This is a genomic window from Actinokineospora spheciospongiae, assembly GCF_000564855.1.
Taxonomy (GTDB): domain Bacteria; phylum Actinomycetota; class Actinomycetes; order Mycobacteriales; family Pseudonocardiaceae; genus Actinokineospora; species Actinokineospora spheciospongiae.
The window spans coordinates 1-24,341 of sequence record NZ_AYXG01000024.1; the positions used below are offsets into that span (position 1 = coordinate 1).

General features: G+C 74.1%; 24 protein-coding genes. 10 read left to right on the plus strand and 14 right to left on the minus strand.

What is annotated here, in order from left to right:
- Positions 1-363: 363 nt before the first annotated feature.
- Entirely contained in the window at positions 364-1,752 is a 1,389-nt protein-coding gene (locus tag UO65_RS02775; RefSeq protein ID WP_035278428.1) for a class II 3-deoxy-7-phosphoheptulonate synthase, read from the minus strand.
- A 142-nt stretch (positions 1,753-1,894) separates the two neighbouring features.
- Between UO65_RS02775 and UO65_RS02780 the strand changes: the two genes are divergently transcribed.
- Positions 1,895-2,908, plus strand: coding sequence for a DUF2891 domain-containing protein (locus UO65_RS02780; protein ID WP_035278429.1), 1,014 nt, complete (start codon positions 1,895-1,897; stop codon positions 2,906-2,908).
- Here UO65_RS02780 and UO65_RS02785 read toward each other — a convergent pair whose 3' ends face one another.
- The 4 genes from UO65_RS02785 to UO65_RS02800 all read right to left on the minus strand — a co-directional run bounded on the left by UO65_RS02785 (position 2,909) and on the right by UO65_RS02800 (position 8,148).
- Positions 2,909-5,524, minus strand: coding sequence for an NACHT domain-containing protein (locus tag UO65_RS02785; protein WP_035278430.1), 2,616 nt, complete (start codon positions 5,522-5,524; stop codon positions 2,909-2,911).
- A gap of 34 nt (positions 5,525-5,558) precedes the next feature.
- Positions 5,559-6,380 carry an aminoglycoside phosphotransferase family protein gene (locus UO65_RS02790; RefSeq protein ID WP_052020559.1) on the minus strand — a complete coding sequence of 274 codons (822 nt, stop codon included), beginning with the start codon at positions 6,378-6,380 and terminating at the stop codon, positions 5,559-5,561.
- Positions 6,381-6,534: 154 nt separating this feature from the next.
- Entirely contained in the window at positions 6,535-7,029 is a 495-nt protein-coding gene (locus tag UO65_RS02795) for a TspO/MBR family protein (RefSeq protein ID WP_035278431.1), read from the minus strand.
- Between the two features lie 93 nt (positions 7,030-7,122).
- The gene (locus tag UO65_RS02800) at positions 7,123-8,148 is read right to left on the minus strand and encodes a 6-phosphofructokinase (protein WP_035278432.1); all 1,026 of its coding nucleotides are present in this window, start codon (positions 8,146-8,148) and stop codon (positions 7,123-7,125) included.
- Between the two features lie 374 nt (positions 8,149-8,522).
- Between UO65_RS02800 and UO65_RS02805 the strand changes: the two genes are divergently transcribed.
- Positions 8,523-9,650 (plus strand): hypothetical protein, encoded by a 1,128-nt coding sequence (locus tag UO65_RS02805; protein ID WP_146241337.1) that lies wholly within the window; start codon positions 8,523-8,525, stop codon positions 9,648-9,650.
- A 161-nt stretch (positions 9,651-9,811) separates the two neighbouring features.
- Positions 9,812-11,233 (plus strand): PepSY-associated TM helix domain-containing protein, encoded by a 1,422-nt coding sequence (locus UO65_RS02810; RefSeq protein WP_052020561.1) that lies wholly within the window; start codon positions 9,812-9,814, stop codon positions 11,231-11,233.
- Positions 11,234-11,290: 57 nt separating this feature from the next.
- Here the strand turns inward: UO65_RS02810 and UO65_RS02815 are convergent, their stop codons facing one another.
- Together UO65_RS02815 and UO65_RS02820 are read right to left on the minus strand one after the other, a co-directional pair.
- Entirely contained in the window at positions 11,291-11,791 is a 501-nt protein-coding gene (locus UO65_RS02815; RefSeq protein WP_035278436.1) for a polyadenylate-specific 3'-exoribonuclease AS, read from the minus strand.
- Between the two features lie 13 nt (positions 11,792-11,804).
- Positions 11,805-12,548, minus strand: a complete 744-nt coding sequence (locus UO65_RS02820) for a lysophospholipid acyltransferase family protein (protein ID WP_035278437.1) — start codon at positions 12,546-12,548, stop codon at positions 11,805-11,807.
- 237 nt (positions 12,549-12,785) lie between these two features.
- On the opposite strand from UO65_RS02820, the gene UO65_RS02825 reads away from it, so the two are divergent.
- Complete coding sequence (locus UO65_RS02825; protein ID WP_035278438.1) at positions 12,786-13,553, plus strand: alpha/beta hydrolase; 768 nt, start codon at positions 12,786-12,788, stop codon at positions 13,551-13,553.
- On the plus strand, positions 13,550-14,023 hold the full coding sequence (locus tag UO65_RS02830; RefSeq protein ID WP_035278439.1) for a hypothetical protein: 474 nt from the start codon (positions 13,550-13,552) through the stop codon (positions 14,021-14,023). Before UO65_RS02825 ends, UO65_RS02830 begins: the two co-directional genes overlap by 4 nt.
- 405 nt (positions 14,024-14,428) lie before the next feature.
- On the opposite strand, the gene UO65_RS02835 is transcribed toward UO65_RS02830, so the two are convergent.
- The 6 genes from UO65_RS02835 to UO65_RS02860 are packed head-to-tail and all read right to left on the minus strand — an operon-like array spanning position 14,429 to position 18,607.
- Positions 14,429-15,370, minus strand: a complete 942-nt coding sequence (locus tag UO65_RS02835) for an ROK family protein (RefSeq protein ID WP_035278441.1) — start codon at positions 15,368-15,370, stop codon at positions 14,429-14,431.
- Positions 15,367-15,747: a hypothetical protein gene (locus tag UO65_RS02840; RefSeq protein ID WP_035278443.1), complete on the minus strand. Its 381-nt coding sequence runs from the start codon at positions 15,745-15,747 to the stop codon at positions 15,367-15,369. The genes UO65_RS02835 and UO65_RS02840 overlap by 4 nt, the downstream gene beginning before the upstream one ends.
- A complete protein-coding gene (locus UO65_RS02845) occupies positions 15,744-16,928 on the minus strand; it encodes an ArsA family ATPase (protein ID WP_035278445.1) in 1,185 nt (394 codons plus the stop codon). The genes UO65_RS02840 and UO65_RS02845 overlap by 4 nt, the downstream gene beginning before the upstream one ends.
- A 10-nt stretch (positions 16,929-16,938) precedes the next feature.
- On the minus strand, positions 16,939-17,376 hold the full coding sequence (locus tag UO65_RS02850; RefSeq protein ID WP_035278446.1) for an SRPBCC family protein: 438 nt from the start codon (positions 17,374-17,376) through the stop codon (positions 16,939-16,941).
- A 52-nt stretch (positions 17,377-17,428) separates the two neighbouring features.
- Complete coding sequence (locus UO65_RS02855) at positions 17,429-18,217, minus strand: metallophosphoesterase family protein (RefSeq protein WP_035278448.1); 789 nt, start codon at positions 18,215-18,217, stop codon at positions 17,429-17,431.
- 9 nt (positions 18,218-18,226) lie between these two features.
- Positions 18,227-18,607, minus strand: coding sequence for a hypothetical protein (locus UO65_RS02860; RefSeq protein ID WP_035278449.1), 381 nt, complete (start codon positions 18,605-18,607; stop codon positions 18,227-18,229).
- A gap of 96 nt (positions 18,608-18,703) precedes the next feature.
- On the opposite strand from UO65_RS02860, the gene UO65_RS02865 reads away from it, so the two are divergent.
- The 5 genes from UO65_RS02865 (at position 18,704) to UO65_RS02885 (ending at position 22,876) form a co-directional block, all read left to right on the plus strand.
- The gene (locus UO65_RS02865) at positions 18,704-20,524 is read left to right on the plus strand and encodes an AMP-dependent synthetase/ligase (protein WP_035278450.1); all 1,821 of its coding nucleotides are present in this window, start codon (positions 18,704-18,706) and stop codon (positions 20,522-20,524) included.
- A gap of 121 nt (positions 20,525-20,645) precedes the next feature.
- On the plus strand, positions 20,646-21,068 hold the full coding sequence (locus UO65_RS02870; protein ID WP_052020565.1) for a type VII secretion target: 423 nt from the start codon (positions 20,646-20,648) through the stop codon (positions 21,066-21,068).
- Between the two features lie 28 nt (positions 21,069-21,096).
- Positions 21,097-22,161: a C40 family peptidase gene (locus UO65_RS02875; RefSeq protein WP_035278452.1), complete on the plus strand. Its 1,065-nt coding sequence runs from the start codon at positions 21,097-21,099 to the stop codon at positions 22,159-22,161.
- Complete coding sequence (locus UO65_RS36510; protein ID WP_035278453.1) at positions 22,158-22,445, plus strand: hypothetical protein; 288 nt, start codon at positions 22,158-22,160, stop codon at positions 22,443-22,445. The genes UO65_RS02875 and UO65_RS36510 overlap by 4 nt, the downstream gene beginning before the upstream one ends.
- The gene (locus tag UO65_RS02885) at positions 22,442-22,876 is read left to right on the plus strand and encodes a hypothetical protein (protein WP_035278455.1); all 435 of its coding nucleotides are present in this window, start codon (positions 22,442-22,444) and stop codon (positions 22,874-22,876) included. Before UO65_RS36510 ends, UO65_RS02885 begins: the two co-directional genes overlap by 4 nt.
- 316 nt (positions 22,877-23,192) lie before the next feature.
- On the opposite strand, the gene UO65_RS02890 is transcribed toward UO65_RS02885, so the two are convergent.
- Positions 23,193-24,341 (minus strand): glycosyltransferase family 4 protein, encoded by a 1,149-nt coding sequence (locus tag UO65_RS02890; RefSeq protein WP_035278457.1) that lies wholly within the window; start codon positions 24,339-24,341, stop codon positions 23,193-23,195.

Genomic DNA, 24,341 nt, shown 5'->3' on the forward strand with positions numbered 1-24,341 from the left:
CCCGGCCAAACACATCCACCCACCCGGGCAGTTCGCTCGCCGGGCCGGCGGTTCGTTGGGTGGTCGGCTGGCCGAGCGCATCCACCCACCCGGGCATTCGGTCGCCAGGCCGGCGGTTCTCGGGGTGGCCAGCTAGGCAAGCGCATCCACCCACCCGGGCAGTCGCTCGCCGGACCGGCGGTTCTCGGGGTGGTCGGCCTGCGTTCAGGACATCCACCCGCCGGGCAGTTGCTCGCCGGGCAGGCGGTTCGATGGGGGGGTTGATCGGCTTGCGGACGGGGTCTGGGCCTGGGCAGAGCGACGACGGCAGCGGCGCCCTCCCGGGTCCGGGAGGGCGCCGCTGCCGTTGTCGTCGTGCGGGTCCTACGAGCGGAGCATCTCCGCGACCAGGAAGGCCAGTTCCAGCGACTGCTGGGTGTTGAGCCGGGGGTCGCAGGCGGTCTCGTAGCGGCCGGAGAGGTCGGCGTCGGAGATTTCCTGGGCGCCGCCGAGGCACTCGGTGACGTCTTCGCCGGTCAGTTCGACGTGGATGCCGCCGGGGTGGGTGCCCAGGCGGCGGTGGACCTCGAAGAAGCCCTGGACCTCGTCGACGATGCGGTCGAAGTGGCGGGTCTTGTAGCCGGTGGAGGACTCGTGGGTGTTGCCGTGCATCGGGTCGCACTGCCAGATGACCTTGTGCCCGGAGGCCTCGACCTTCTCCACGATGGCCGGGAGGACGTCGCGGACCTTGCCGTTGCCCATCCGGGAGATCAGCGTGAGGCGGCCGTGCTCGTTGCGCGGGTCGAGCCGCTCGACGTACTCGACGGCCATCTCGGGGGTGGTCGTCGGGCCGATCTTGAGGCCGATCGGGTTGGACAGCAGCTCGGCGAAGGCGATGTGCGCGCCGTCGAGCTGGCGGGTGCGCTCGCCGATCCACAGGAAGTGCGAGGACAGGTTGTACAGCCGCGGTTCGGGGCCGTTGGTGTCCAGGCGCAGCAGGGCGCGCTCGTAGTCGAGCAGCAGCGCCTCGTGGCTGGCGAAGAACTCCACCGTGTGCAGGGAGCTGTCCTCGACGCCGCAGGCCTGCATGAACCGCAGGCCGCGGTCGATCTCGGTGGCCAGGGCCTCGTAGCGCTCACCGGCGGGCGAGTTCTTGACGAAGTCGCGGTTCCAGTCGTGCACCTTGGTCAGGTCGGCCATGCCCGCGCCGGTGAGGGCGCGGAGCAGGTTCATCGCCGCGCCCGCGTTCGCGTAGGCGCGCAGCATCCGGCCCGGGTCCGGCACGCGGGCCTCGGGGGTGGCGATGAGCGAGTTGACGATGTCGCCGCGGTAGACCGGGAGGCCGAGCGCGTCGGTCTTGGCCGAGCGCGGCTTGGCGTACTGGCCCGCGATCCGGCCGACCTTGACCACCGGCAGGCTCGCGCCGTAGGTGAGCACGACGGCCATCTGCAGCAGGGTGCGGATGTTGCCGCGGATGTGCGGCTCGGTGTTGTCGACGAAGGTCTCGGCGCAGTCGCCGCCCTGCAGCAGGAAGGCCTCGCCCCTGGCGACCTCGGCCAACCGGCCCTGGAGCTTGTCGATCTCGGCGGGGACGGTGATCGGGGGGACGCTCTCGAGCAGGGTGCGCACCTTGCGCACGTGTTCGGCGTCGGGCCACTCCGGCTGCTGGGCCGCCGGGCGGGAGAGGGCGTCGTCGAGTCGGGTACGCAGCTCAGGAGGCAGCGGTGGCAGCTCGGGCAGCGTTTCCACCGGCACATCCACGGTCCAGTTCACCCTCCAAGACTAAGAGGTGCGCGTAACCGGCCCGAAACCGGGACACCTGTTCCACACTGTGAGCTGTTGCACACCGCGAGCCGGGCGTTCGACCGGGAACACCCGACAACCACATGCACATTGCATAGGGCAGGATGCGCCGATGACCGAACTGGACGCCCCGACCGCCGACCGATTGCTGGCCACCGCGGTGGCCAACCTGCGGCGCGATTACCCGGTGCACTGGATTCACCTGGTGCACTCCCCGGCCGACCTGGTGCCGCAGCGCGCCCGCCACCCCGTCTTCGCGGGGTCGTTCGACTGGCACTCCTGCGTGCACCAGACCTGGCTGACCGTCCGCCTGCTGCGCCTGTTCCCCGACTTACCCGGCGCGGCAGCCGCCCGCGCCACCCTCGACGAGCTGATCACCGCCGACGGGGTGCGCACCGAGGCCGAGTTCTTCACCTCCCCCGAGGGCGCCTCCTGGGAGCGGCCGTACGGCTGGGCCTGGCTGCTGGTGCTCGACTCCGAGCTGCGCACCTGGCCCGACGGCGCCCGGTGGGCGCGGCTGCTGCGGCCGCTGGTGTCGGTGGTGCGCGACCGGTGGTCGCGGTGGCTGGCGACGGCCCGGCGCCCGGTGCGGGTGGGCACGCACACCAACACCGCCTTCGCCCTGGGCCTGACCCTCGACGCCGCCCGCGCGGTCGGCGACACCGCGCTCGCCTCGGCCTGCACCACCGCCGCGCACCGCTTCCACCTGCTCGACAGCGACTACGGCGGCTTCGAGCCCGACGCCGCCGACTTCCTGTCCCCGTCCCTGGTCGAGGCCGACCTGATGCGCCGGGTGCTGCCCGGCCCGGAGTTCGCCACCTGGCTGGACGACTTCTTCACCGACCTCACCCAGGCCCGCTGGGACGGGCTGCGCAACCCGGTGGAGGTGGACGAACCGGCCGACCCGCACGGCTCGCACCTGGCGGGTCTGGCGCTGTCGCGGGCCTGGTGCTGGGGCGGCATCGCCTCGGCGCTGCCGCCGGGGCACCGCTACACCGAGCTGGCGCGGGCGGCGGAGAAGGCGCACCGGGACGTGGGGTGGCAGTACGTCTTCGGCCACGGCTACGCCGCCGAGCACTGGCTGGGCACCTTCGCCGCCTACCTCGACGTCGGCGCGCTCACCTGATCAGCCGGGCAGCAGCCCCCGCAGCGGGTTGCCCGGCGCCCGGCGCCGCCGCAGGACCGCGAGCACAGCGGCGACCACCGGGACCAGGGCGCAGGCACCGAGCGCGAACCACGGCCCCGCGGCGGCCGCCCCCAGCACCAGCGCACCCGTGAAGGCGGCCAGGTACGCGACCGCGCCGCGCTCCCACGCCCACACCGCCGCCACCTCGACGAGCGAGGCGGCCACCACCGCCGCGAGCAGCGCGTACCCGGCCGGGGTGGTGCGGCCGCCGAGCAGCGCCACCCCGCCCGCGGCCTGCCCGAGGGTCAGCACCGCCATGACCGCCAGCAGCACCCGGTGCGCGGCGCTGCCGCGGAACCGGCGCCGCGGCCGGTCGTCCCGCCCGGGCGGCTCGGCCACGGCGGGCCAGTCCGACTCGGTGACGGGCCGGGGCGCCGCGCGCAGCCTGCGCACCAGGTCGAGCCGCACGGCCCGGTCCAGCGCGAGGTGGACCCGCGTCGGCACCGGCCCCAGCCCGCTCGCACCGCGCCGCACGGCGGCGTCGAAGGCCGCGGCGCCCGGTGCGCGCGCCACGGCCGCGCGGACCTCCTCGCCGAACGGGAAGACCAGCAGGGCCACACCGATCCGGTTGTCGACCCGCCCGTCGGGCACGTCGTCGGCTTCCGCGCACAGCTCCACCACCCGCGCGGCGACGGCGGACCCGCCGAACGGCTCCCAGACCCAGCCGTACGGTCGCGCGGGCGCCGACCCGGTGAGCGCCGCCTCGACCTCGGGGTCGGCCAGCAGACCGGCCAGCCGCCACGCGGCCAGGAACCGGACCGGCCCCTCGGAGTCCAGCAGCGGCACCAGGGCGACCGCCGCGGCCGGGGCGCCGGTGGCGGCGAGGGCGTCGACGACCGGGGTCGGGTCGGGGCGGTCGAGCCGGGCCGCGAGGGCGGGCACGGCCACCTCGCCCATGCTCGCCAGCGCCGCCGCCGCCGGTGCGGCGTCGAGGTGGTTGGCCAGCACCGCCGCGGCCCGCGGCAGGCCGGTGGCGGCGAGGGCGCGGTGCGCGGCGGGCACCCCGGCCTGCACGGCGGAGATGAGGAACGCCAGCACCACCTGCCCGCGCGGCCGGGGGTCGGCGGCGACCAGCCCGAACGCGCGCACGGTCCCGGGGTCGTCGCCGAGCGCGGCGCGGGCGTGGTCGGTGACCCGGTCGGCCACGGCGGTGTCGAGGACCCTGACCTCGGCCAGGCACTCGAAGGCCAGCAGCGGGTCCACCTCGGACACCGCCGCCACCACCGGCCCGGTCTGGGTGGGGACGAGGCCGCACCACAGCCGCACCACCTCCCGCCAGGTGTCCGGGTCGGCGCGGTAGTGCGCCAGCAGGCCGTCCGGGTCGGTGCGGGCGGACACCGCCACCAGGTACTCCTGCACGCCGACGTGCGGGAAGGCGAACCCGCCCGGCACCCGCGGCAGCAGCCCGTCGCGGTCGGCGAGCTCGTCGAGCACCGCCGCGGGCAGCCCGAGCGCGGTCACCGCGCCGAGCGCCGCGGCGTGGTCGACGGTGCGCCGCTCGGACCGGCCCCCGGCGCGCATGACCTCCAGCGCGAGTCCGGTGAGGACGGTGCGCTTCGCCGTCGCGGCGGACCGGTCGCCCCCGTCGTCGAGCAGGGCGGTGACGGCGCGCTCGTGGCACTCCACGCGCGAGCGCGGCGGGGCGGTCTCCACGTCGCCCTTCGCCGCGTGCAGGTACGCGATCATGCCGAGCAGCAGCGGGTTCCTGGCCAGCCGCAGGGCGCCCGGCTGCTCGCGCAGCGCGGCCAGCAGCCGTCCGGCGGCGGCCGGGTCGTCCTCGGCCAGGTGGCGCCGGACGCGGCGGTCGTCCAGTTCGCCGATGTGGAGGGTCGTGTCGAACTCCGGGGCCAGCGCGCTGTCGTGGACCGCGGTGCGGCAGGTGACCACGACCCGGCAGCTCGGGTGGCGCACGGCGAACGACCGCAGCGCCAGGCAGACGCGCCCGCGCTCGGTCGAGGCGACCTCGTCGAGGCCGTCGAACAGGACGGTCAGGCCGCCGGCGGCCAGGGCGCGGCGGACGAACCCGCCCGCCCCCGGGAACCCGTCCTCGCCGAACCGGTCGACCAGGTGCTCCTCCAGCGGGCGCGCGTCCCCGGCGACCCGGTGCAGCTCCACCAGGACCGGCACCCGCTCGCGCCGCCACCGCGGGTCGAGCGCCCAGGTCAGCAGGCACTGGCGCAGCAGCGCGGACTTCCCGGTGCCGGGCCCGCCCAGGACCACCGCCCGGTCGAGGTCACCGAGCCGCACCGGGTGCGCGGCCTCGGTCGGGTCGGCGGGTTCGCGGTGCAGCGGGACGCGGATCGTGGCGGTGTCGGGGCCCGGGCGGCGGCCCAGGCCGGGCAGGCGGGCGTGGCGCTCGGCGACCCGGTCGCGGTAGGACCGCAGCGACCGGGTCCACACCGGGCGGGTGCCCGCCAGCGCCGCGCCGACCCGGCGGCCGAGCGCGCCGAGCAGGGCGGGGAGCCACCGCCTGCCGCCCTCCCACAGCACGAGGAGGGCGACGGCGGCCAGCAGGTGCGTCCAGGCGCCGAGGCGGCCCAGGGTCTCGGGGTTCATCGTGCCCCAGTCAAGCGCGCCGGGGCCCGCGCCGCTATGCCCCTGTGGCGTACTCCAGCAGAGCGCCGACCGGCAGCCCGCGGCGCAGTTGCCCGACCGCGACTACCGGGGCCAGCGCCCGCGCCCAGGCGTCGAGGCGCCCGGCGTCGAGGCTGCTCGCCGCGGCGAGGGCGGCCACCCTGGCCGGGTGGTCCGGGCCTGCCAGCACGAAGTCGACCGCGTCGAACTCGGGTTCGCCGAGGCAGGCCTTGGGGTCGAGCACGACCGGGCCGCGCGGACCGGCGTCGAGCAGGTTGTCCACGTGCAGGTCGCCGTGCAGCAGGACGGGCGCACCCTGGGTGGTGACCAGCTCGGCGCAGCGGTCCCGCGCGGTGACCAGGTGCGCGGCGGTGACCGGGCCGGTGGGGGTGAACCGGGGCAGGAACTCGCCGGTCCACCCGCCCAGGTCGCGGCGGGCGATCGCGGCCGGGTCGGCGACGGCGGCGTGCAGGTCGCGCAGCAGGGCGCCGAACGCGGCGGGCTCCGGCCAGGTGTTGGTGCCGCGGACGTGCTCCAGCAGCACCGCGCCCTCGTCCGGGTCGGCGGCCAGCACCGCGGGCACCCGGCCGCTGGGGGCGAACGCCCGCAGCACCTCGACCTGCTCGGCGGCGAAGACCAGGTCCGGCGACACCTTCAGCACCGCGGGTTCACCGGCCCGGGTGACGCGCAGGGTGACCGCGGACGCGCCGTCGGGGAAGACGTCGCCGAGGGTGAGGTCCCAGGCCGCGGCGAGCCGGGCCAGCCGCGCGGGCAGCGCGGCCGTCCAGGACAGGACTCCCTCGCCGAAGCGCTTGCGCATCCGTTCCGCGACGTCCACCGGGCCTCCCCCGTCCGTCCACCGATGCTGACCGGGGCAGTCCACCACACCGCTCCGCTCGGCGCGCGCGCTATTGGGTGTCCTGCTCGAGGCCCCGGTCATTTCGTTGTGGGTGCCCGGCCGGGGCTGCGGTTCTTGGGTGGCTGGTGGCTGCCTAGTTCAGGACGGCCAGCGAGGCGTTGAGGACCGAGGCGAACAGAATCCAGCCGAGGTAGGGGACCAGCAGCCACGCCGCGACCGGGCGCACGGCCCTGGCCCGGACGATCGTCCAGACGACGGCGGCGTCGAGCGCGAGGATGGTCGCGAACGCGGGCCAGAGCAGTTCCAGCCCGAAGAACGCGGGTGTCCAGAGCAGGTTGAGCACGAGCTGCACCGACCAGGCGAGCAGGGCGGGCTTTGCGCGGCGCAGCCAGAGCAGCCAGCCGGAGACGGCGATCATGCCGTACAGCACCGTCCACACCGGACCGAACAGCCAGTTGGGCGGGTTGAACGGCGGCTTCTCGGCGGTGGCGTACCAGCCGTCGACGTTGCCCAGGGTCGCCAGCGACCCCAGGCCCGCGACGGCGTAGCAGAGCACGAGGAACCCGAGGAGCACCAGCCAGTCGCGGCCGGTGGTGGTGCGCGGGGAACCGGAGGAGAACGTGGTCATGCCCCCAGTGCACAGCACCGGGGGCCGACCCGCACCTCGAAACTCAGCACGCTGAACAATTCGGCGGCCCGGCACCCGGGCGGCCCACCGGGCTCAGCCGAAGAACACCTCCGCCTCGGCGTAGCGCTCCACCGGGACCGTCTTCAGCTCGGCGGTGGCCTCGGCCAGCCTGACCCGGACGATGTCGGTGCCGCGCAGCGCCACCATCACCCCGAAGTCGCGGTCGGCCACCGCGTCGACCGCGTGCAGGCCGAACCGGGTGGCCAACACCCGGTCGTAGGCGGTGGGCACGCCGCCGCGCTGGGTGTGCCCGAGGACCACCGCGCGCGACTCCTCGCCGGTCCGCTCGGCGATCTCCTCGGCCAGCCAGGTGCCGATCCCGCCGAGCCGGACGTGCCCGAAGGCGTCCTTCTCCCCGGTCAGCAGCACCTCGTCGCCGCCCTCGGGCAACGCGCCCTCGGCCACCACGATGATCGGGGCGTACTCGCGCTCGAACCGGCGCCGCACCCACTCGATCACCTTGTCCACGCTGAAGTGCCGCTCCGGGACCAGGATGACGTTCGCGCCGCCCGCCAGCCCGGAGTGCAGCGCGATCCAGCCCGCGTGCCTGCCCATCACCTCCACCACCAACGCCCGGTGGTGCGACTCGGCGGTGGTGCGCAGCCGGTCGATGGCCTCGGTGGCGATGTGCACGGCGGTGTCGAAGCCGAAGGTGTAGTCGGTGGCGTTGAGGTCGTTGTCGATGGTCTTCGGCACGCCGACCACGCCGATTCCGTCGTCGGTGAGCCGCTTGGCCACCCCGAGGGTGTCCTCGCCGCCGATGGCGATGAGCGCGTCCACCCCCTGCTCGGCGAGCACGGCGCGAATCCGGTCGACCCCGCCCTCGACCTGGTAGGGGTTGGTGCGCGAGGAGCCGAGGATGGTGCCGCCCCTGGTCAGGATGTCCTCGACGTCGTCGAGGGTGATCGGGCGGGACCGGCCCTCCAGCGGACCCTGCCACCCGTCGCGGAAGCCCACCACCTCCCAGCCCAGGGTCTCCACACCCTTGCGGACCACGGCCCGGATCACCGCGTTGAGCCCGGGGCAGTCGCCACCGCCGGTGAGTACGCCGACTCGCATGGGCAGCCCATCCTTCCGCCGTCGTGGCAGTGATCGGCGTCACCGCCCCTCCCGGTCACCCTGCCAGGGACTGAATCGGTGTAGCAACCGCTGGGCCACCCGCCCGGCGGCCGCTGAGCCGAACGTGTCCGTGCTCGCAGCGTTATGGAACGGCTCGGGCAAATACATCCGCAAGTGCGTGAAATAGTTTTCGGACGCACATTGGTACATGCCGGTACTCGCGGTACTCGTTCGTACCCCACAACAACCTCGCACGGCCGTTTTATCAGCCTGACCAGATCTTTGACGAGTTTCCACCGCCCTCCTTGTGTGACACGGGGATTACTCTGTAATTTTCGAAAAAGTAAGGGTTATTCCGGGGAAAGGAGACTCTGGTGCGCCAGAGAAAATTCGGGCGACGGAAGGGCGCGCTGGCGGTGCTGGCCGCCGTCGCGGTCGGCGCGTCACTCATCGTCGCCTCGGGCAGCGCAGGCGCGGGCCAGGCCGCCCCCGCCGCCGCGCCCAAGGCGTTCACCGCGCTGGGCTCCAACGGCCAGCCGCTGGCCAAGGAGGTCAACTCGCCCACGAAGGTCCTGGGCGTGAAGACCGCGGCGGACGGCACGAAGACCACCACCGTCAAGATCGGTCCGATCAGCCTGGCACCGATGCCCGAGGACGGCGACGACCACGAGCACCCCGGCACCGCCGGTGACGTGGGCACCATGCACGGCCCGGACGACCCGATGGGCCACCACGGGGCGATGACCCGCAGCCTGGCGATCATGCTGCCGCCGTGCAACAACTGCTACATCCGGGGCATCAAGCCGGACATGAAGTTCCCGGACGGCAGCAACGCCAACTACGACTCCGACGTCATGCTGCACCACACGGTGTTCTTCGACCGCTCCCGGTCGGACGTCACCTGCCCCGGCGGCTGGCCGGGCATGGCCGGTCGGCGCATCTTCGCCTCCGGCAACGAGCGCACCGGCGGCACCCTGCCCGAGGGCTACGGCGTGAAGCTCGGCTTCCTGCCGCTGACCTACATGATGATCGAGCTGATGAGCATGTCGCACCAGCAGAAGGACGTCATCATCACGGTCGACCTCGAGACCGTCCCGGACAACACCCCGGGCATGAAGGAGGCCACCCCGGTCTGGCTGGACGCGGACAACTGCGGCCTGTCCGAGCACGCGGTCCCCGAGGGTCCCTCCACCACCACCTGGGACTGGAAGTCGACGATCAAGGGCACCTTCGTCGGCGCGGGCGGCCACCAGCACGACGGCGGTGAAAGCATCACCCTGAGCAACGCCACCACCAACCAGCAGATCTGCACCTCGACCGCGGGCTACGACAACGACCCCTCCTACCTCGGCCACATCGACACGATGAGCAAGTGCCTGGGGGAGAACCTGGGTCGGGTCGAAAAGGGCGAGACGCTGCACCTCGACAGCATCTACCACACCCACATGGCCGACGACCACGCCATGTCGATCATGGTCGCGTTCGTCGACGAGAAGGCCTGATCCCCGGTCCGCGAACACTGAGCACCACGCACCGAGCACCACCTGACCGTCCCTGACGGTCACCGTCCCACGGCCCGGCGGCCCGCCACACCCGCCGCCGGGCCGTCCTTTCGGCTCATCAGGGCCCTTCGGCTCAACTCTCCACGAGAAAGGGTCCGGCGATGACCCGTGCGCGCTCCACGCGGACCGCGGTCCTCCTGCTCTCCCGCAGAGTGCACTACCTCGCGGGTCTGGCCATCGCCCCCTTCCTGTTCCTCCTGGCGCTCACCGGCCTCTGCTACGCCTGCGCCCCCCAGCTCAGCGACACCCTGTACGCGAACCAACTGTTCGTCCACGACGCCTCCCGCGAACCCGTCCCGGTGAGCACCCAGGTGCGCGCGGCGCTGGCCGCGCACCCGCAGGACTCGGTCCGGCAGGTGACCGTCTTCGAGGACCCCGAGCGCACCACGCAGGTGGTCCTGGCCGACCCCGGCATCCCGGAGCCCCGGGCGCTGGCGGTGCACGTGGACCCGTACACGGCGGTCGTCACCGGCGACTACCCCACCGTCGACGGCCGCGCCCCGGTCCAGGCGTGGCTGGGGCAGTTGCACACCAACCTGCACCTGGGCGAACCCGGCAGGCTGTACGCCGAGTTCGCCGTGAGCTGGCTGCCCGCGGTGATGCTGTTCGGCGTCCTGCTGTGGGCGCTGGGCCCCAAGAAGCGCAGGCAGCGGTTGAAGGCCACCAACCCCAAGATCCGCATCCGCGCCTGGCACGGGCTGCTGGGCGTGGTGGTCGTGGTCGGCCTGCTGGTCATCAACTTCTCCGGCCTGACCCGGACCATGACCGCGGGCGAGCGCGTCCAGACCGCCCTGGGCACCAAGCCGGGAGCGGTGGTCCACCAGGACGTCGTCCCCGGCTCCCCGGGCCCCGTGGACCTCGACACCATCGTGCGCGTCGCCCACGACTCCGGTCTCACCGGCGACCTGACCCTCACCCCGCCGCGCGCCTACGACGAACCGTTCAAAGTGGCCGAATCCTCGCCAGGGCTCCCCATGCGCAAGGGCGTCGTCCTCATCGACCAGTACCGGGGCGTGGCGGTGGGGGTCCAGCACTTCGCGGACTACTCACTCGCCGGTCAGCTTCGGCTCCTGGCGGTGGCCGCCCACCACGGTCTGCTGTTCGGGGTGGCCAACCAGCTGCTGCTGATCTTCCTGGCGCTGGCGATCCTGGCCGTGCTGGCCATGGGCTACCGGATGTGGCGCCAGCGCAAGCCCGCCCCCGCGCCACCGCGGGCGCTGGCGAAGCTGCCCAGGCACGTCCTGGTGCCGCTGGTGCTGGTGTGCGCCCTGCTGGGGTGGCTGCTGCCGGTCTTCGGCGTCACCCTGGTCGCGTTCCTCCTGTGGGACGCGCTGCGGGAAGCGGGGCGCAAGAGCCGCACCCACAAGCCCAAGCGCAGGAGAGCGGCCCACGCGCTGCCGAAGGGGCAGCGGAGCAGCCCCTCCCTGCCCGTGGTCACCGGAACCCGCCGCCGTACCCCGGCAACGCCGCACCCGGAACGCCAGGACAAGAAGCAGGACCGCCGGGTGAGCACACCCGCGTGAGAGGACGCCGGGGGCTTCGGCACGGGAAGAGCGCTCCCGGGAACGCCCGGCGGGAGATCACGCCAGCTTCTTGCGCCAGACCTCGTCGATCACGCGCCACCGCGCCAGGTTGTGCCGGGCGTCGGCCAGCGCGTCGTGCGCGTCGGCCGGGGCGGTGGGCAGCGGGGGCTTGCCCACGTCCTCCCACCGCTGCCGGAGGTCGCGGGTGAACCGCGGCAGCACCCTGGGCAGCGCGGGCATCGCGCCCCACAGTTGCCCCAGCGCCACGTGGTCGTAGGCGGCGAACCAGGCCCACAGCTCGACCTTGTCCCGCGCGTGCGGCGGGGTGAGGAACTCCAGCAGCGTCCGCCGGATCTCCTCCCGGCCCCGCCACGCCTTGTCCGCGGGCGAGGGCAGCTTGTCCAGCACGTTCGCCCGCACCCACGGCCCGGCCTTGGCCGGGTCGAACTCGGTGGACACCGCGTAGTACTCGCGGCCGTCCTCGTCCACGACACCGATCGACACCAGGTCGATGGTCAGCCCGTCCTCGATGAACTCGGTGTCGTAGAAGAAACGCATCCGCCCAGCCTAGTCAGCCCGCCTCGGTCTCCGGCACGCGGTCGACCGTCCGCGCGGACCCCTGCTCGGGGATCTCCACCGCCGCGGGGCGCTCCTTGGCCTTGGCGGCGTAGACGTCCACGTACTCCTGCCCGGACAGCTCCATCAGGGCGTACATGACCTCGTCGGTGATCGAGCGCTCGACGAACCGGTCGCCCTCCAGGCCCTCGTAGCGGGAGAAGTCCAGCGGCTTGCCGACCTTGATCCGGATGGGGGTGGGCTTCCACATCTTCGACCCGATCGGGTTGGCCTTGTCGGTGCCGATCATGATGACCGGGATCACCGGCACGCCCGCCTGCAACGCGATCCGGGCGATGCCGGTCTTGCCCTTGTACAGGCGCCCGTCCGGCGACCGGGTGCCCTCGGGGTAGATCCCCATCAGGTGCCCCTCGCGCAGCAGCCGCACCCCCGTGTCCAGGGCGGCCTGCGCGGCGGAACCGCCGGAGCGGTCGATGGGGATCTGGCCCATGCCGGTGAAGAACCAGCGCTTGAACCGGCCCTTGAGCCCGCCCTCGGTGAAGTACTCCATCTTCGCCGGGAACGTCACCCGCCGGTCCACCATCAGCGGCAGGAAGAACGAATCGGACACGGCGAGGTGGTTGCTGGCCAGCAACGCCCCACCCCGGGCGGGGATGTTCTCCGCCCCCTCGATCCTGGGCCGGAAGAACAGGTGCAGCACCGGTCCCAGAAAGACGTGCTTCATCCACCAGTACAGCACCAGTTCTCCCGTTCTCCGTCAATCCCCGACCGATCGATCCCCCATCACGAGCGTACGAACGCGCCCTGACGCGCACAACGACACGTGCACCACGTAACGCCGAACACCGCCGACGAGATGCCCAGGTCATCGGAGCACACGACAGCGGGGTACCCGACGTGGCCGTGAGCACACCCGCCCGTGTTCGTGCGACGATGGCCACAGCCCATGCTCGCCAGGCTGATCTTAGGAGGCGGGGTGCCCGCGATCGCAGGTGCGGAGAGCTTCACCCACGATGGTTCCACGGACGTCGGCGTGCTGCTCAGCCACGGCTTCACCGGATCACCGTTCAGCATGCGCCCCTGGGCCGACCACCTGGTCGCCGAGGGGTACAGCGTGCGGTTGCCGCTGCTGCCCGGCCACGGCACCGACTGGCGCGAGATGAACCGCACCGGGTGGCCGCAGTGGTACGGGGAGCTGGAGTCCGCGCTGGCGGACCTGCGCGCGCGGTGCGACACCGTGTTCGTGTTCGGCCTGTCCATGGGCGGCGCGCTGGCCCTGCGGCTGGCCCAGGAGCACCCCGACGTCGCAGGCCTGGCCCTGGTGAACCCGTCGGTGATGACGCTGCGCAAGGAGGTGAGGTTCGTCCCGCTGCTGTCGCGGGTCGTGCGGTCCGTGGCGCCCATCAGCGACGACATCGCCAAGCCGGGCGTGAGTGAGCACGCCTACGGGCGGACCCCATTGCGCGCGCTCGCCAGCCTCGCCAAGCTATGGGGGACGGTGCGCCGGGACCTGCCGAAGGTCACCCAACCGGTGCTGGTGCTGCACTCGGCGGTCGACCACGTGGTCGAGCCGGAGAACTCGGCCATCGTGCTCGCCGAGGTCTCCAGCACCGACGTCACCGAGGTCGTGCTGGACAACAGCCACCACGTGGCCACGCTGGACCACGACGCGCCGGTCATCTTCGCCCGGAGCGTCGAGTTCATCCGGCGGGTGCGTGCCGAGCGGGCGGGGGATCGGGTGTGAAGGGACGGCCCGGCGACGGTCCCGAGGACGTGGACGCCGCCTTCGCGGAGATCGTCGCCGACCTGCGGCGCGAGGGCGTGGGCCTGTCCCTGCCCTCCGAGGCCGAGGTCAAGCGCGACCGGTCCGACGCGGGCGACGAACCCGCCGCCGCCCCGCCGCCCGCACCGTCGTCACCACCGGTGGCCTCGACGTGGCGCAACCACGAGACGGACATCGACTGGGCGGACGACAACGCCGACGAGCACTACGAACCCCCCGAACCACCGCCGCTGCCCCGGCCGCACGGGCTGACCATCGCGGCGTTCGTGGCGATCGCGGCCGGGGTGGCGCTGCTGGTGCTGGCGGCCACCGTGCTGTCGACGGCGTGGACGCCGGTGGGGTTGGCGTGCGTGGCGCTGGGCGTGGGGACGCTGCTGATGCGGGCGCGGAAGACGCCCCGGGACGACGAGGACAGCGGCGCGCAGGTCTGAGGGGCTGTTGCCCGTTCGTGGCCGGGTTCGGGCATCGGCCCGCTGCGGGGTGCTCGGGCTCGGGCGGGCCGCGGTTCGTGGCGTGGTGGCGGTGCCCCAGGCCCAGTGCGGCCGTGGGCGCCGGACCTGCTGGGGAGGCTGCCGCTTTCAGGTGGGCCCGGCGTTCCTCGCTCTTCGGCCCCACCGCACCCAAACCCCACCGCACCCAAACCCCACCGCACCCAAACCCCACCGCACCCAAACCCCACCGCACCCAAACCCCACCGCACCCAAACCCCACCGCACCCAAACCCCACCGCACCCAGGGGGCCGTGCCCAGGTCCATTCTACCGGCGGAGGGTGTCCGGCGGAGAGATGTGGATCTTGCCTGTGGACAACCCGGCGGGCTGTGGATGGCTCAGGGGTTCACGAATGGGTGGCAGCCAGGGTCGCCGCGCCGATCAGGCCCGCGTCGTCGGCGTGGTGGGCGGTGCGCAGGCGCAGTGGGGGGCGGTGGCCCGTTCCGGTGATCAGGTGGTGGTAGCGGTCCCGCGCCTCGTCCAGGAAGAGGGGGGCCGATTCGGAGAGGCCGCCGCCCAGGACGACCAGTTCCGGGTCGTAGACGTCGGCGATCAGGGAGAGGCCGGTGGCCAGCCAGCCAGCCAGGTCGGACATGGCGGCGGTGGCGACCGGGTCGCCCTCGCGGGCGGCGGCGGCGACCGCGCGGCCGGTGATGGCGCCGGGGTCGCGGGCGGCTTCCCGCGACAGGATGGGCGAGTGGGTGCCCGCCCTGGCCAGCAGGTCCGTCGCGGTGGCGGCGAGGGCGGTCCCGCTGCAGTAGCGCTCCCAGCAGCCCGACTTGCCGCACTCGCAGGGGCGGCCGCCGGGGACCAGGCACAGGTGGCCCAGTTCGGGGGCCACGCCGTGGGCGCCCCGGTACAGCTCGCCGTCCACCAGCAGGGCCGCGCCGATGCCGGTGCCGAGGGCCAGCAGGAGGCCGACCCCGACGCCGCGCAGGGCGCCGAAGCGGTGCTCGGCCAGGCCCGCCGCGTTGGCGTCGTGTTCGAGGACGACCGGCAGGCCCAGGCGGGCGGCGATGCGGTCGGCGACGGGGGCCGAGCGCCAGGCCAGGTGAGGGGCGAACAGCACGGTGCGGCGGTCGTTGGCGATGAAACCCGCCACCGCCAGGCCCACGGCACCCACCCGGTGCCTGCCCAGCAGTTCCGACACGACCGCGCAGATGGCGTCCTCCAGCGCCGCCTCACCGGGTGGGGTGGTGCCGCGGGCGGTGTCCAGGACCGTCCCGTGCTCGTCGACCACCCCGGCGCGGACGCTGGTGCCGCCGACGTCGACGCCGATGGTCCTCACCTCGGGGCGGGGGCCTTCCGGCGGACCGGGATGTGCTGGACCCTGGTCGAGGTCGGGCGCGGTGGCGGGTCCGGGCGGAAGCCGGGCATGTGCGGGGCGCCGGGTTCCCAGCGGTCGGCGAGGACCGCCCGGAGCAGGGCGACCACGTCGGCCAGGCGGTCCAGGGTGGCGGCGGCCAGGGCGTTCGGTTCGCCGCGGACCAGGGCCAGGAAGGCGCAGACCGGGCACGACGCGCACGCCCCGGTCGGCGGCTCGTGCTCGTCGTGGGTGCTGGTGGACACCCGGTCGAGCCACGGGCCCGCGCGGTCGGCGACGGCGGCGAGCAGCAGGGTGACCTCGTCGGCCAGTCTGCTGCCGGGGTCCTGGGCGGTGGTCACGGGTGTTCCTCCCCGGACTCGGTGGTCTGGGCGAACCTCAGGACCAGGCCGGTGGCACCCGCCTCGGCGTCGACGACCGAGCGGCGGCGCAGCAGCGGCGGGAGGGCGACGAGCCTGCGGGTGCCGTCCACGGTGACGGCGAGGTCGTCGCCGACCCGGGCCAGGTCGAGGGCGGCGTGGTCGGTGAGCGGCAGGGCGATCGTCAGCACCAGGTCGTCGCCGTCCGCGGTGATGTCGAGCAGCGGGGTGCCGGGTGGGGCACCGATCGCGAGCGGGTCACCTTCCCCGTAGAGGTCGTCGGCCAGGGCCAGGAGGGCGGCGGGGCCGACGGGTTCGGCCGCGCGGTGCTCGACCCGGTGCACGGTCAGGGTGCAGGACGCCTCCAGTTCGGCGAGCACGCCGTCCTGCTCGCCGCGGCGCACCCGCAGCCAGGACGCCGCCGGGCCGCGCCAGCGGCTGGCCCGGGGCACCAGGCGGTTGGCGACCAGGGCGTCGACGTGCACGCCGCGCAGGGCCAGGGCGCCGAGGGTGCGCCTGGTCTCGGCCACGACCAGGCGCTCCGGGGTCAGCACCAGGCGCACGGACGTCGTCGTCGGGTCGGTCAGCAGGGCGCGCAGGCCGGACAGGTGCCGGGCCAGGGCGCGGATGGAGTCGGTGGCCGCGCGGGCCTCGCCGCCGAGCAGGCCGCCCGCGAGCAGGCCCTTGGCGCCGCCGAAGGCGCGGTCGAGGTACCCGGCGACCGCCTCGGGCAGCGACAGCAGGCGCAGCGTCTCGGCGGTGGGGCCGCAGTCGACGACCACGACCTCCCACGGGCCCGCCCGGGCGAGGCGGGCGACCTCGGTCAGGGCGAGCAGTTCGTCGACCCCGGGCAGGACCGTCAGCTCCTCGGCGTCGAGGGCGTCGAGGCCGGTGCGGTCGAGCAGGGTGCGCAGGGCGACGCGCAGTTCGGGCCAGGAGCGGTCGGCGAGCACCCTGGCGTCGACGTGCGCGGCGAACAGCGCCGCGTCCACTTCGGAGGGTTCCGGGCCCAGCGGGGTGGCGTAGGCGTCCGCCAGCGAGTGCGCCGGGTCGGTGGACACGACCAGGGTCTTGGTGCCGCGGGCGGCGAGCCTGGCCGCGGTGGCGGCGGCGAGGGTCGTCTTGCCGACGCCGCCCTTGCCGGTGAACAGGAGTATCCGCACTGGCCGCCGCTCAGCCCCGCTCGACGCGGCGCTTGAGCTCCTTGAGCGCGGTGTCCATGATCATTTTTTCCGCCTTGCGCCGGAACAGGCCGATCATCGGCACCGCGAGCTGCACCGACAGGGTGTAGACCACCTCGGTGGACCCGCCGTGCGGGCGGAGCACGTAGCTGCCCTTCTGCGCGCGCTGCATCTGCCCCTCGACCAGCGACCAGCTCACGCTCAGGCCGTCGTCGGCCCACTCGTAGCCCAGGGTGTACTCGTCCTTGAACGGGCCCGCGTCGAGGGTGAACGCCACCTCCGCGCCCCGGCCCCGGGCGTCGGTGGACCGGACCTCGGCGCTCTTGACCGCGTTGGCCCACCGCGGGTAAGCCGCGAAGTCCGCGATCACCGCCATGATCGCCTCCGCGGGCGCGTCGACGGTGATGGACTGGGTGGACTCATCGGCCATGCTGGGAGGCTACCCGGTCAGCCCGGCCCCGGCCGGGGGCTGTCCACAACACTCACCAGCGCAACACGTACGGGCGACCGGTCCGCTGGAAGTGGCCCACGTTCACACATTCCGTGCGCCCGAACCGCAGCCGCGGCGCCAGCGGCTGGTGCACGTGCCCGAACAGCGCCAGCCGCGGCCGCTGCTCGCGGATCAGCCCCACCAGCGCCGCCGACCCCAGCTCCGCGCGCCGGGCCACCACGTCGTAGGTCAGCTCGGGCAGGTCCGGCGGCACGTGCGTGCACAGCACGTCGACCTCGTCGAGCTTGGCCACCGAGGCGCCGAAGTCCTCCTGGCTGCGCAGGTACGCCCGGAACGCGCTGCCGCGGCGGGGCTCGACGCCCTCGGGCAGCACGGTCCCGCCGACGAAGCCGAACCGCAGCCCGCCCAGCTCGGCCACCTCGCCGTCGAGCATCCGCAGGCCGTCGCGGGCGAACTCCGGCCACAGGTCCGGGGTGTCGACGTTGCCGGGGGTGGCGTAGGTGGGCGCGGTCATCGCCGCGAACAGCTCCGCGTACTGCTCGCGGATCGCCTCGTCGACGCGGGAACCCGGGTCGGCCAGCCCCGCCCACAGCTCCCTGGCGTAGGCGGAGGCGGCGAGGTGCGAGCGCTCGCGGCGCAGGTCCGCGTAGACGCCGACCTTCTCCGCGCCGAAGACGCGGCCCATGATCCCGCCGCCGTGGTCGTGGTAGTCGACGAAGTCGATCAGGTCACCGAGCACGACCAGCGCGTCGGCGCCGTCGCAGGCGCGGGCCAGCGCCTCGGCGTTGCCGTGCACGTCGGACACCACATGAACACGCACAGGCCAACCCTACGCGGGGACCGGGGCGGTCCCCGGCGCGCGACCGTCCTCCAGGGCGGCCTTGAGCCCGAGGGCGACCGACTTGGCGGCCAACTGGCGGGCGTGCCGCTCCTTCTGCTCGGCGCGGGGGGTGGCGGGCTCGGGCAGGTCGGCGCGCAGGAAGTAGTGCACGACGGTGCCGTCGAGGACCGGCTCCAGCCAGACCTCCATGGTGCCGGTCAGCGCCCCGCGCACGGTCCAGCGCAGGCCCTCGGCGCCGCGGTCGGCGTAGGCGGCCAGCACCAGGTCGGGCCAGAACCGGCGCCAGGCGGCCGGGTCGGCGAAGGCGGCGGCCACGGTCCGCGGCGGCGCCACGATGAAGGTCTCGTCCACGACGTCGACTTGGGGCACCCGGCCAGCTTCGCACGGCCCCGGGTGTGCCCCCACCCGGGGCGGGTCTAGGTTTGGGTGCGCAGTTTCCCAGGCCAGGGCTCAGGGGAGGTCCGCGTGCGGGAGTCGGGTGTTCCCGCGACCGAGGTGGTCGCCGAGCAGGAGAGCCTCACCGACATGGTGTGGGCCAACGCCGAGCGCTTCGCCGACGTGATCGGGTTCCGGCGCCGCGTCGACGGTTCCTGGGTCGACGTCACCACCAGGGACTTCGCCGCGCAGGTGCTCGCGCTGGCCAAGGGCCTGGTCGGGGCCGGGCTGGCCCCCGGCGACCGGGTCGCGCTGCTGTCGCGGGTGCGCTACGAGTGGACGCTGGTCGACCTGGCGGTGTGGGCGGCGGGCTGCGTGGCCGTGCCGGTGCCGGAGACCTCCTCGGCCGAGCAGGTGGCCTGGCTGCTGCGCGACAGCGGCGCCAGGGCCGTGGTGGTCGAGGACGACGCGCACCGGCGGGTCGTGGAGGGCGTCGTCGACCGGCTCCCCGAGCTGACCCGGGTGTGGCGGGTCGACCCCGACCCGGACGAGGTGCCCGCGGAGTCGGCGCCCGCGCTGGACGAGCTGGTCGCGCTCGGGGCCGGGGTGCCGGACGCGGAGGTGCACCGGCGCAGGCTCGCGGTGGGCTCGGCGGACCTGGCGACCGTGGCCTACACGGCGGGCACCACCGGTCGCCCCAAGGGTGTGGAGCTGACCCACCGGGCGCTGCTGACGCAGGTGCGCGCCCTGGTCGGCGCCTTCCCCGCGCTGCTGCGCCCGGGCAACTCGATGCTCCAGTCGCTGTCGCAGGCCGCGGTGCCCGCCCGGGTGGTGACGCTGGCCTGCGTCTACACCCGGACCACGCTCGGGCACCTGCCCGACAGCGGCGACCACGCCTCGGACCTGGCCACCTTCCGGCCGACGTTCGTCGCGGCCACGCCCAGGGTGTTCGAGCGGGTGCGCGCCACGGCCAGGCGGCGGGCGGCGGCGCACGACCGGGCGGGCCTGTTCGACCTGGCCGAGGGCGTCGCCGTGCGGTACTCGGTGGCGCTGTCCACGGGCGGGGCGTCCACGGCGCTGCGGGTGCGGCGGCTGCTGGCGGCGCGGGTGCTGGGCCGGGAGCTGCACGCGGAGCTGGGCGGGCGGTGCGTGGCGGCGCTGTGCCACGGCGGCGCGCTGGACGCCCGGCTGGCCCACTTCTTCCGCGGCGCGGGCATCCCGGTGCACTCCGGCTACGGGCTGACCGAGTCGGCGGGCCTGGTGTGCGTGAACACGGAGTCCCGGTTCCGCGCGGGCACGGTGGGCACGCCGCTGCCCGGGGTCGACGTCCGCATCGGGGACCCGGTGGACGGGGTGGGCGAGGTGCTGCTGCGCGGCGACGCCCTGTTCCGCGGCTACTGGCGCGACGCGGCCGCCACCGCGGAGGCTCTGGTCGACGGCTGGTTGCACACCGGTGACCTGGGCTCGTTGGACGCGGACGGCTACCTGCGGATCAGCGGCAGGCGCCGGGACACGATCACCACCGCAGACGGCCGCGCGCTGGCCCCGAGCGCCCTGGAGGACCGGGTGCGGCGCGACCCGCTGGTCTCGCACTGCGTGGTGCTCGGCGACCGGCTGCCGCACGTGGTCGCGTTGATCACCGTCGCCGAGGCCGGGCTGGCCGACTGGGCGGCGCGCGCGGGCCGGGCGGAGGTCGACGTGGCGACCGACCCGGACCTGCGGGCGGCGCTGCGGCGCACCGTGGAGGCGGCCAACCGGACCGTGTCCCGGGCGGCGTCCATCACCGCGTTCGCCGTGCTGGCCGGGGACTTCACCGAGGCGGCGGGCGAGCTGACCCCGACGGGCACCCCGCGCCGGGACGTGATCGCCAAGACCCGCGCCGACGACCTGGCGGCGCTGCACCGGCACTGAGGCCGCGGGCCCCCGTCCATCCGTGCAGTGCGTGTGACCGGGCGTGCAACGCCCCTGGTCGCCACCCCGGCGCGGGCGCGATGGTGTGCCCGGGCCCGGAGGGGCCGGAGCGGAGGCGGGGATGGACGAGCGCGAACTGGCCGAGCTGATCAGCCGGGAGCTGGACAAGGGTGACAAGAAGCCCCGGGACGAGGGCCGCGACGGCAAGCCCGGCGGCTCCCGCCCGACCGGGGGCTTCGAGGTCGACGCGGTCGCGCTCGACAAGTACGCCCGCGACACCGCCGCCCTGGCCGGGGAGCTGCGCAAGGCCGCCCGCGCGGAGGTGGGCTCCATCCGGGGCATCGCCGACGACAGCTTCGGCCGGATCGGCAGGGACTCCGGGTTCGCCACCGCGCTCACCGGCTTCGCCGCCGCGCTGCGCGCCCAGGTCGACGGCGTGGCCGACAACGCGGCGGAACTGGGCCGGGCGACCGGCAGGACCGCGGACGCCTACCAGCACGAGGACGACGGGATCGCGGCCGACTTCACCAGGCTGCTGGGCTGACCCCACCACCAGGCGCCAGGAGAACACGATGGACACCACCAGGATCGCCCGGCAGTTCGCCGAGCAGATGGTCGAGCACCGCAACCGGCTCGCGGGCAAGGCCGAGGACGCCCAGCGCGCCCACGCCGCCCTCGACGCCACGCACAAGCTGCTGGTCGAGCACCACGGCGGGCACAAGACCGCCGCCGGGACCGCGTCCGCGCAGTGGTCGGGCAAGACCGCCGACGGCTTCGACAAGCGCGCCCACCGGGTCACCAGGTCCCTCGGCGCCACCGGCTCCGCCGCCGCGGCGGGCGCCACGATCGTCGCCTCCACCGCACAGGCCCTCGACGGCGGGCACGGCGCGGTGGTGCGGCTGCTCGACGAGTACACGACCAGGGCCGCGCGCACCCTCGACGCCGGGCTCGCGGTCACCGGCGCCGGGCAGCGCGCGGCGATCATCAAGGCCGTCGGCGAGGTCGCCGACCTGGTCCGCGCCTACACCGGCGAGTCGGCCAAGCAACTCGCCGCCGTGAAGACGCAGATGACCGACGCGGCCAAGAAGCTCAAGGCCCTGGAGAAGTCCGTCGAGCACGACGGCTACGCGGACCCGAAGGCCAAGCACAGGACCACCCCCGCCGCGACCGGGAAGCCCGCGGCGGACAGGAAGCCCGACCGCGGCTCCACCAAGGCCGGCGGCAAGGGCCAGGAGATCACCGGCATCGCCAGGTCGCAGTTGGGCTACCGCGAGGGCGCGGGCAACGCGAACAAGTACGGCCCCAGCGCGGCCTGGTGCTCCTCCTTCGCCACCTGGGCCTGGCGCAAGGCCGGGGTCGACATCCCCCTGCTGCCCTTCACCGGCGACGTCTACAGGTGGGGTCAGCAACACGGCACCGCCTACGGCAAGGACTCGCTGGACCAGGCGCGGCCGGGCGACGTGCTGCTGTTCGGCACCGGCCCGCAGAGCCCGTCGACCAGCACCCACATCGGCATCGTGGAGAAGGTCGAGGGCAACACCGTCACCACGATCGAGGGCAACTCCGGCGACCAGGTCGCCCGCCGCACCCACACCCTGTCCTCGTCCACCTTCTACGGCGGGGTGCACCCGAGGTGACCACCACCGGTTCCGCGCACACGCGCGACGTCGAGGTCACGGTCTTCCCCGGCGGCGCGCTGGCCGCATTGAGGATCGACGCCCCCGCCCTGCGCCAGGGCGGCCCCGCCCTCGCCGAAACCCTCCTCGGCCTCGTCCGCCGCGCCACCGCCGAGGCCGACCAACGGGCCCGGCACGCGTTCGCCTTGGACCCCACCGCCGCGAACGCCCTCGGCCTCACCGGCGACACCGACCTGACCGAGACCGCCGAGGCCACCACCCCCGACTCGTGGAGGCTGCGGTGAACGACCTGTCGACCGACGACCTGCTCGCCCTGGCCGAAGACCTCGACGCCCGCACCCGCGACCTCCCGGCCCGCCTCGCCGCCGTCACCGGTCGGGCCACCGGCAGGCACGGCATCGAGGTGACGGTGACCATGTCCGGCATGCTCACCGCCCTGGACCTCGGCGAAGCCTGCCGCCACCTGACCGCACCCGAACTGACCCGCGAGCTGGAATCCCTGATACACCAGGCGACCGACACCGCCCTGGCAGCAGGCGTGGACATCGTCTCCCCCATCGCAGGCCCGGAGCTGACCACGGAACTCCAGCGGCTGACCGCACCACCCCACCGAGAACCGTCCACAGCAGACGATCCCCAAGAGAACGTTGTGGACAGTCGAGCGGCGGAACCGGAGGAAGACTTCTCCGCACAGACCTTCGCCCTGCGCGACTAGCCTGCCTCAAGTCACACACCCCGAGAACAACCGTCCCGGCCACCTCGAACCCCACCGGCGCAGCAACACCCAGCCAGCCAACCCCGAAACCGGCGGCCGGCTACGTGAATGCCCGGGTGGGTGGATGTGCTTGGCCGGGGGTGGCGATCATGTGACAGCCTCTCTGGGCGGTGGGGCATCCCTTCAGCCCCACCTGACACGCTGGAGCACATGATCGCCGTAGGGGCCCCGGCCAAGCACATCCACCCAGCCGGGCACACCCACCAAACTCACGGGCTTGAAGACACGGCGCAGAACCCGGGCTTGAAAACAGTGCTCAGGCGCCGAATCGGTAGGTCGTCTCGCCGTCCAGCAGGCGGGTGAGGCGGCGGGTCCTGGTGTCCCAGCTCCACTCCTTCTCCATCCACGCCCGACCCGCCGCGCCCATGGCGGCGGCGCGGTCCGGGTCGGCGAGCAGTGCGGCGACCCGGTCGGCGAGCCGCTCGACCGCGCGGCCGTCGACGACGTGGCCGGTCTCGCCCTCCAGGACCGCCTCGGGGGCGCCGCCGGAGTCGCCCGCGACGACGGGGAGCCCGGTGGCGGCGGCCTCCAGGAACACGATGCCCAGCGCCTCCACGTCCAGGCCGCGGCCGTGGGTGCGGCAGGGCATCGCGAACACGTCGCCCGCGGTGTAGTGCGCGGGCAGCTCCGCCCAGGACACCGACCCGGTGAACACGACGTGCCCGGACACGCCCACCTGCTCGGCCAGCGCCGCCAGCCGGGCGCGGTACGGGCCGCCGCCGACCAGCAGCAGCACCGCGTCGGGCACCCGGCGGCGGATGGCGGGCAGGGCGCGGATCAGCGAGTCCTGGCCCTTGCGCGGCATCAGCCGGGACACGCACACCACGGTGGGCCGGTCGCCGAGGCCGTGCCGGGCGCGGATCTCGGCGCGGGCGGCGGGATCGGGGCGGTACAGGTCGGTGTCGACCCCGGAGGGCAGCAGCTCCAGGGCCGCGGCGCGGCCGAACGCGGCGGCGAACCGGTCGCGGGTGTAGCGGCTGACGTAGGTGACCACGTCGGTGGTGGACCCGATGCGGCGCAGCGCCTGCCGCGCGGCGGGCAGCATCGACCAGCCCACCTCGTGGCCGTGGGTGCTGGCCACCACCCGGCGCGCCCCGGCCGCGCGCAGCGCCGGGGCGAGCAGCGCCAGCGGGGCGGCGGCGCCGAACCACACCGTGTCGCAGCCCTCCGCGCGCAGCACCTGCCGGGCCCGGCGGGCGACGGCGGGGGTGGGCAGCACCAGGCCGCCGGGGTGGCGGACCACGGTGAACGGCTGGGCGGCGTCGAACTCCTCGTGCCCGCGCCACGCCGGGGCGTAGACCACCAGTTCGCGGCCGGGCAGCCGGGAGGCGAACGAGTGGAGGTAGGTCTGGATGCCGCCCGGCCTGGGCGGGAAGTCATTGGTCACCAGCAGGGTCCTGCGCAC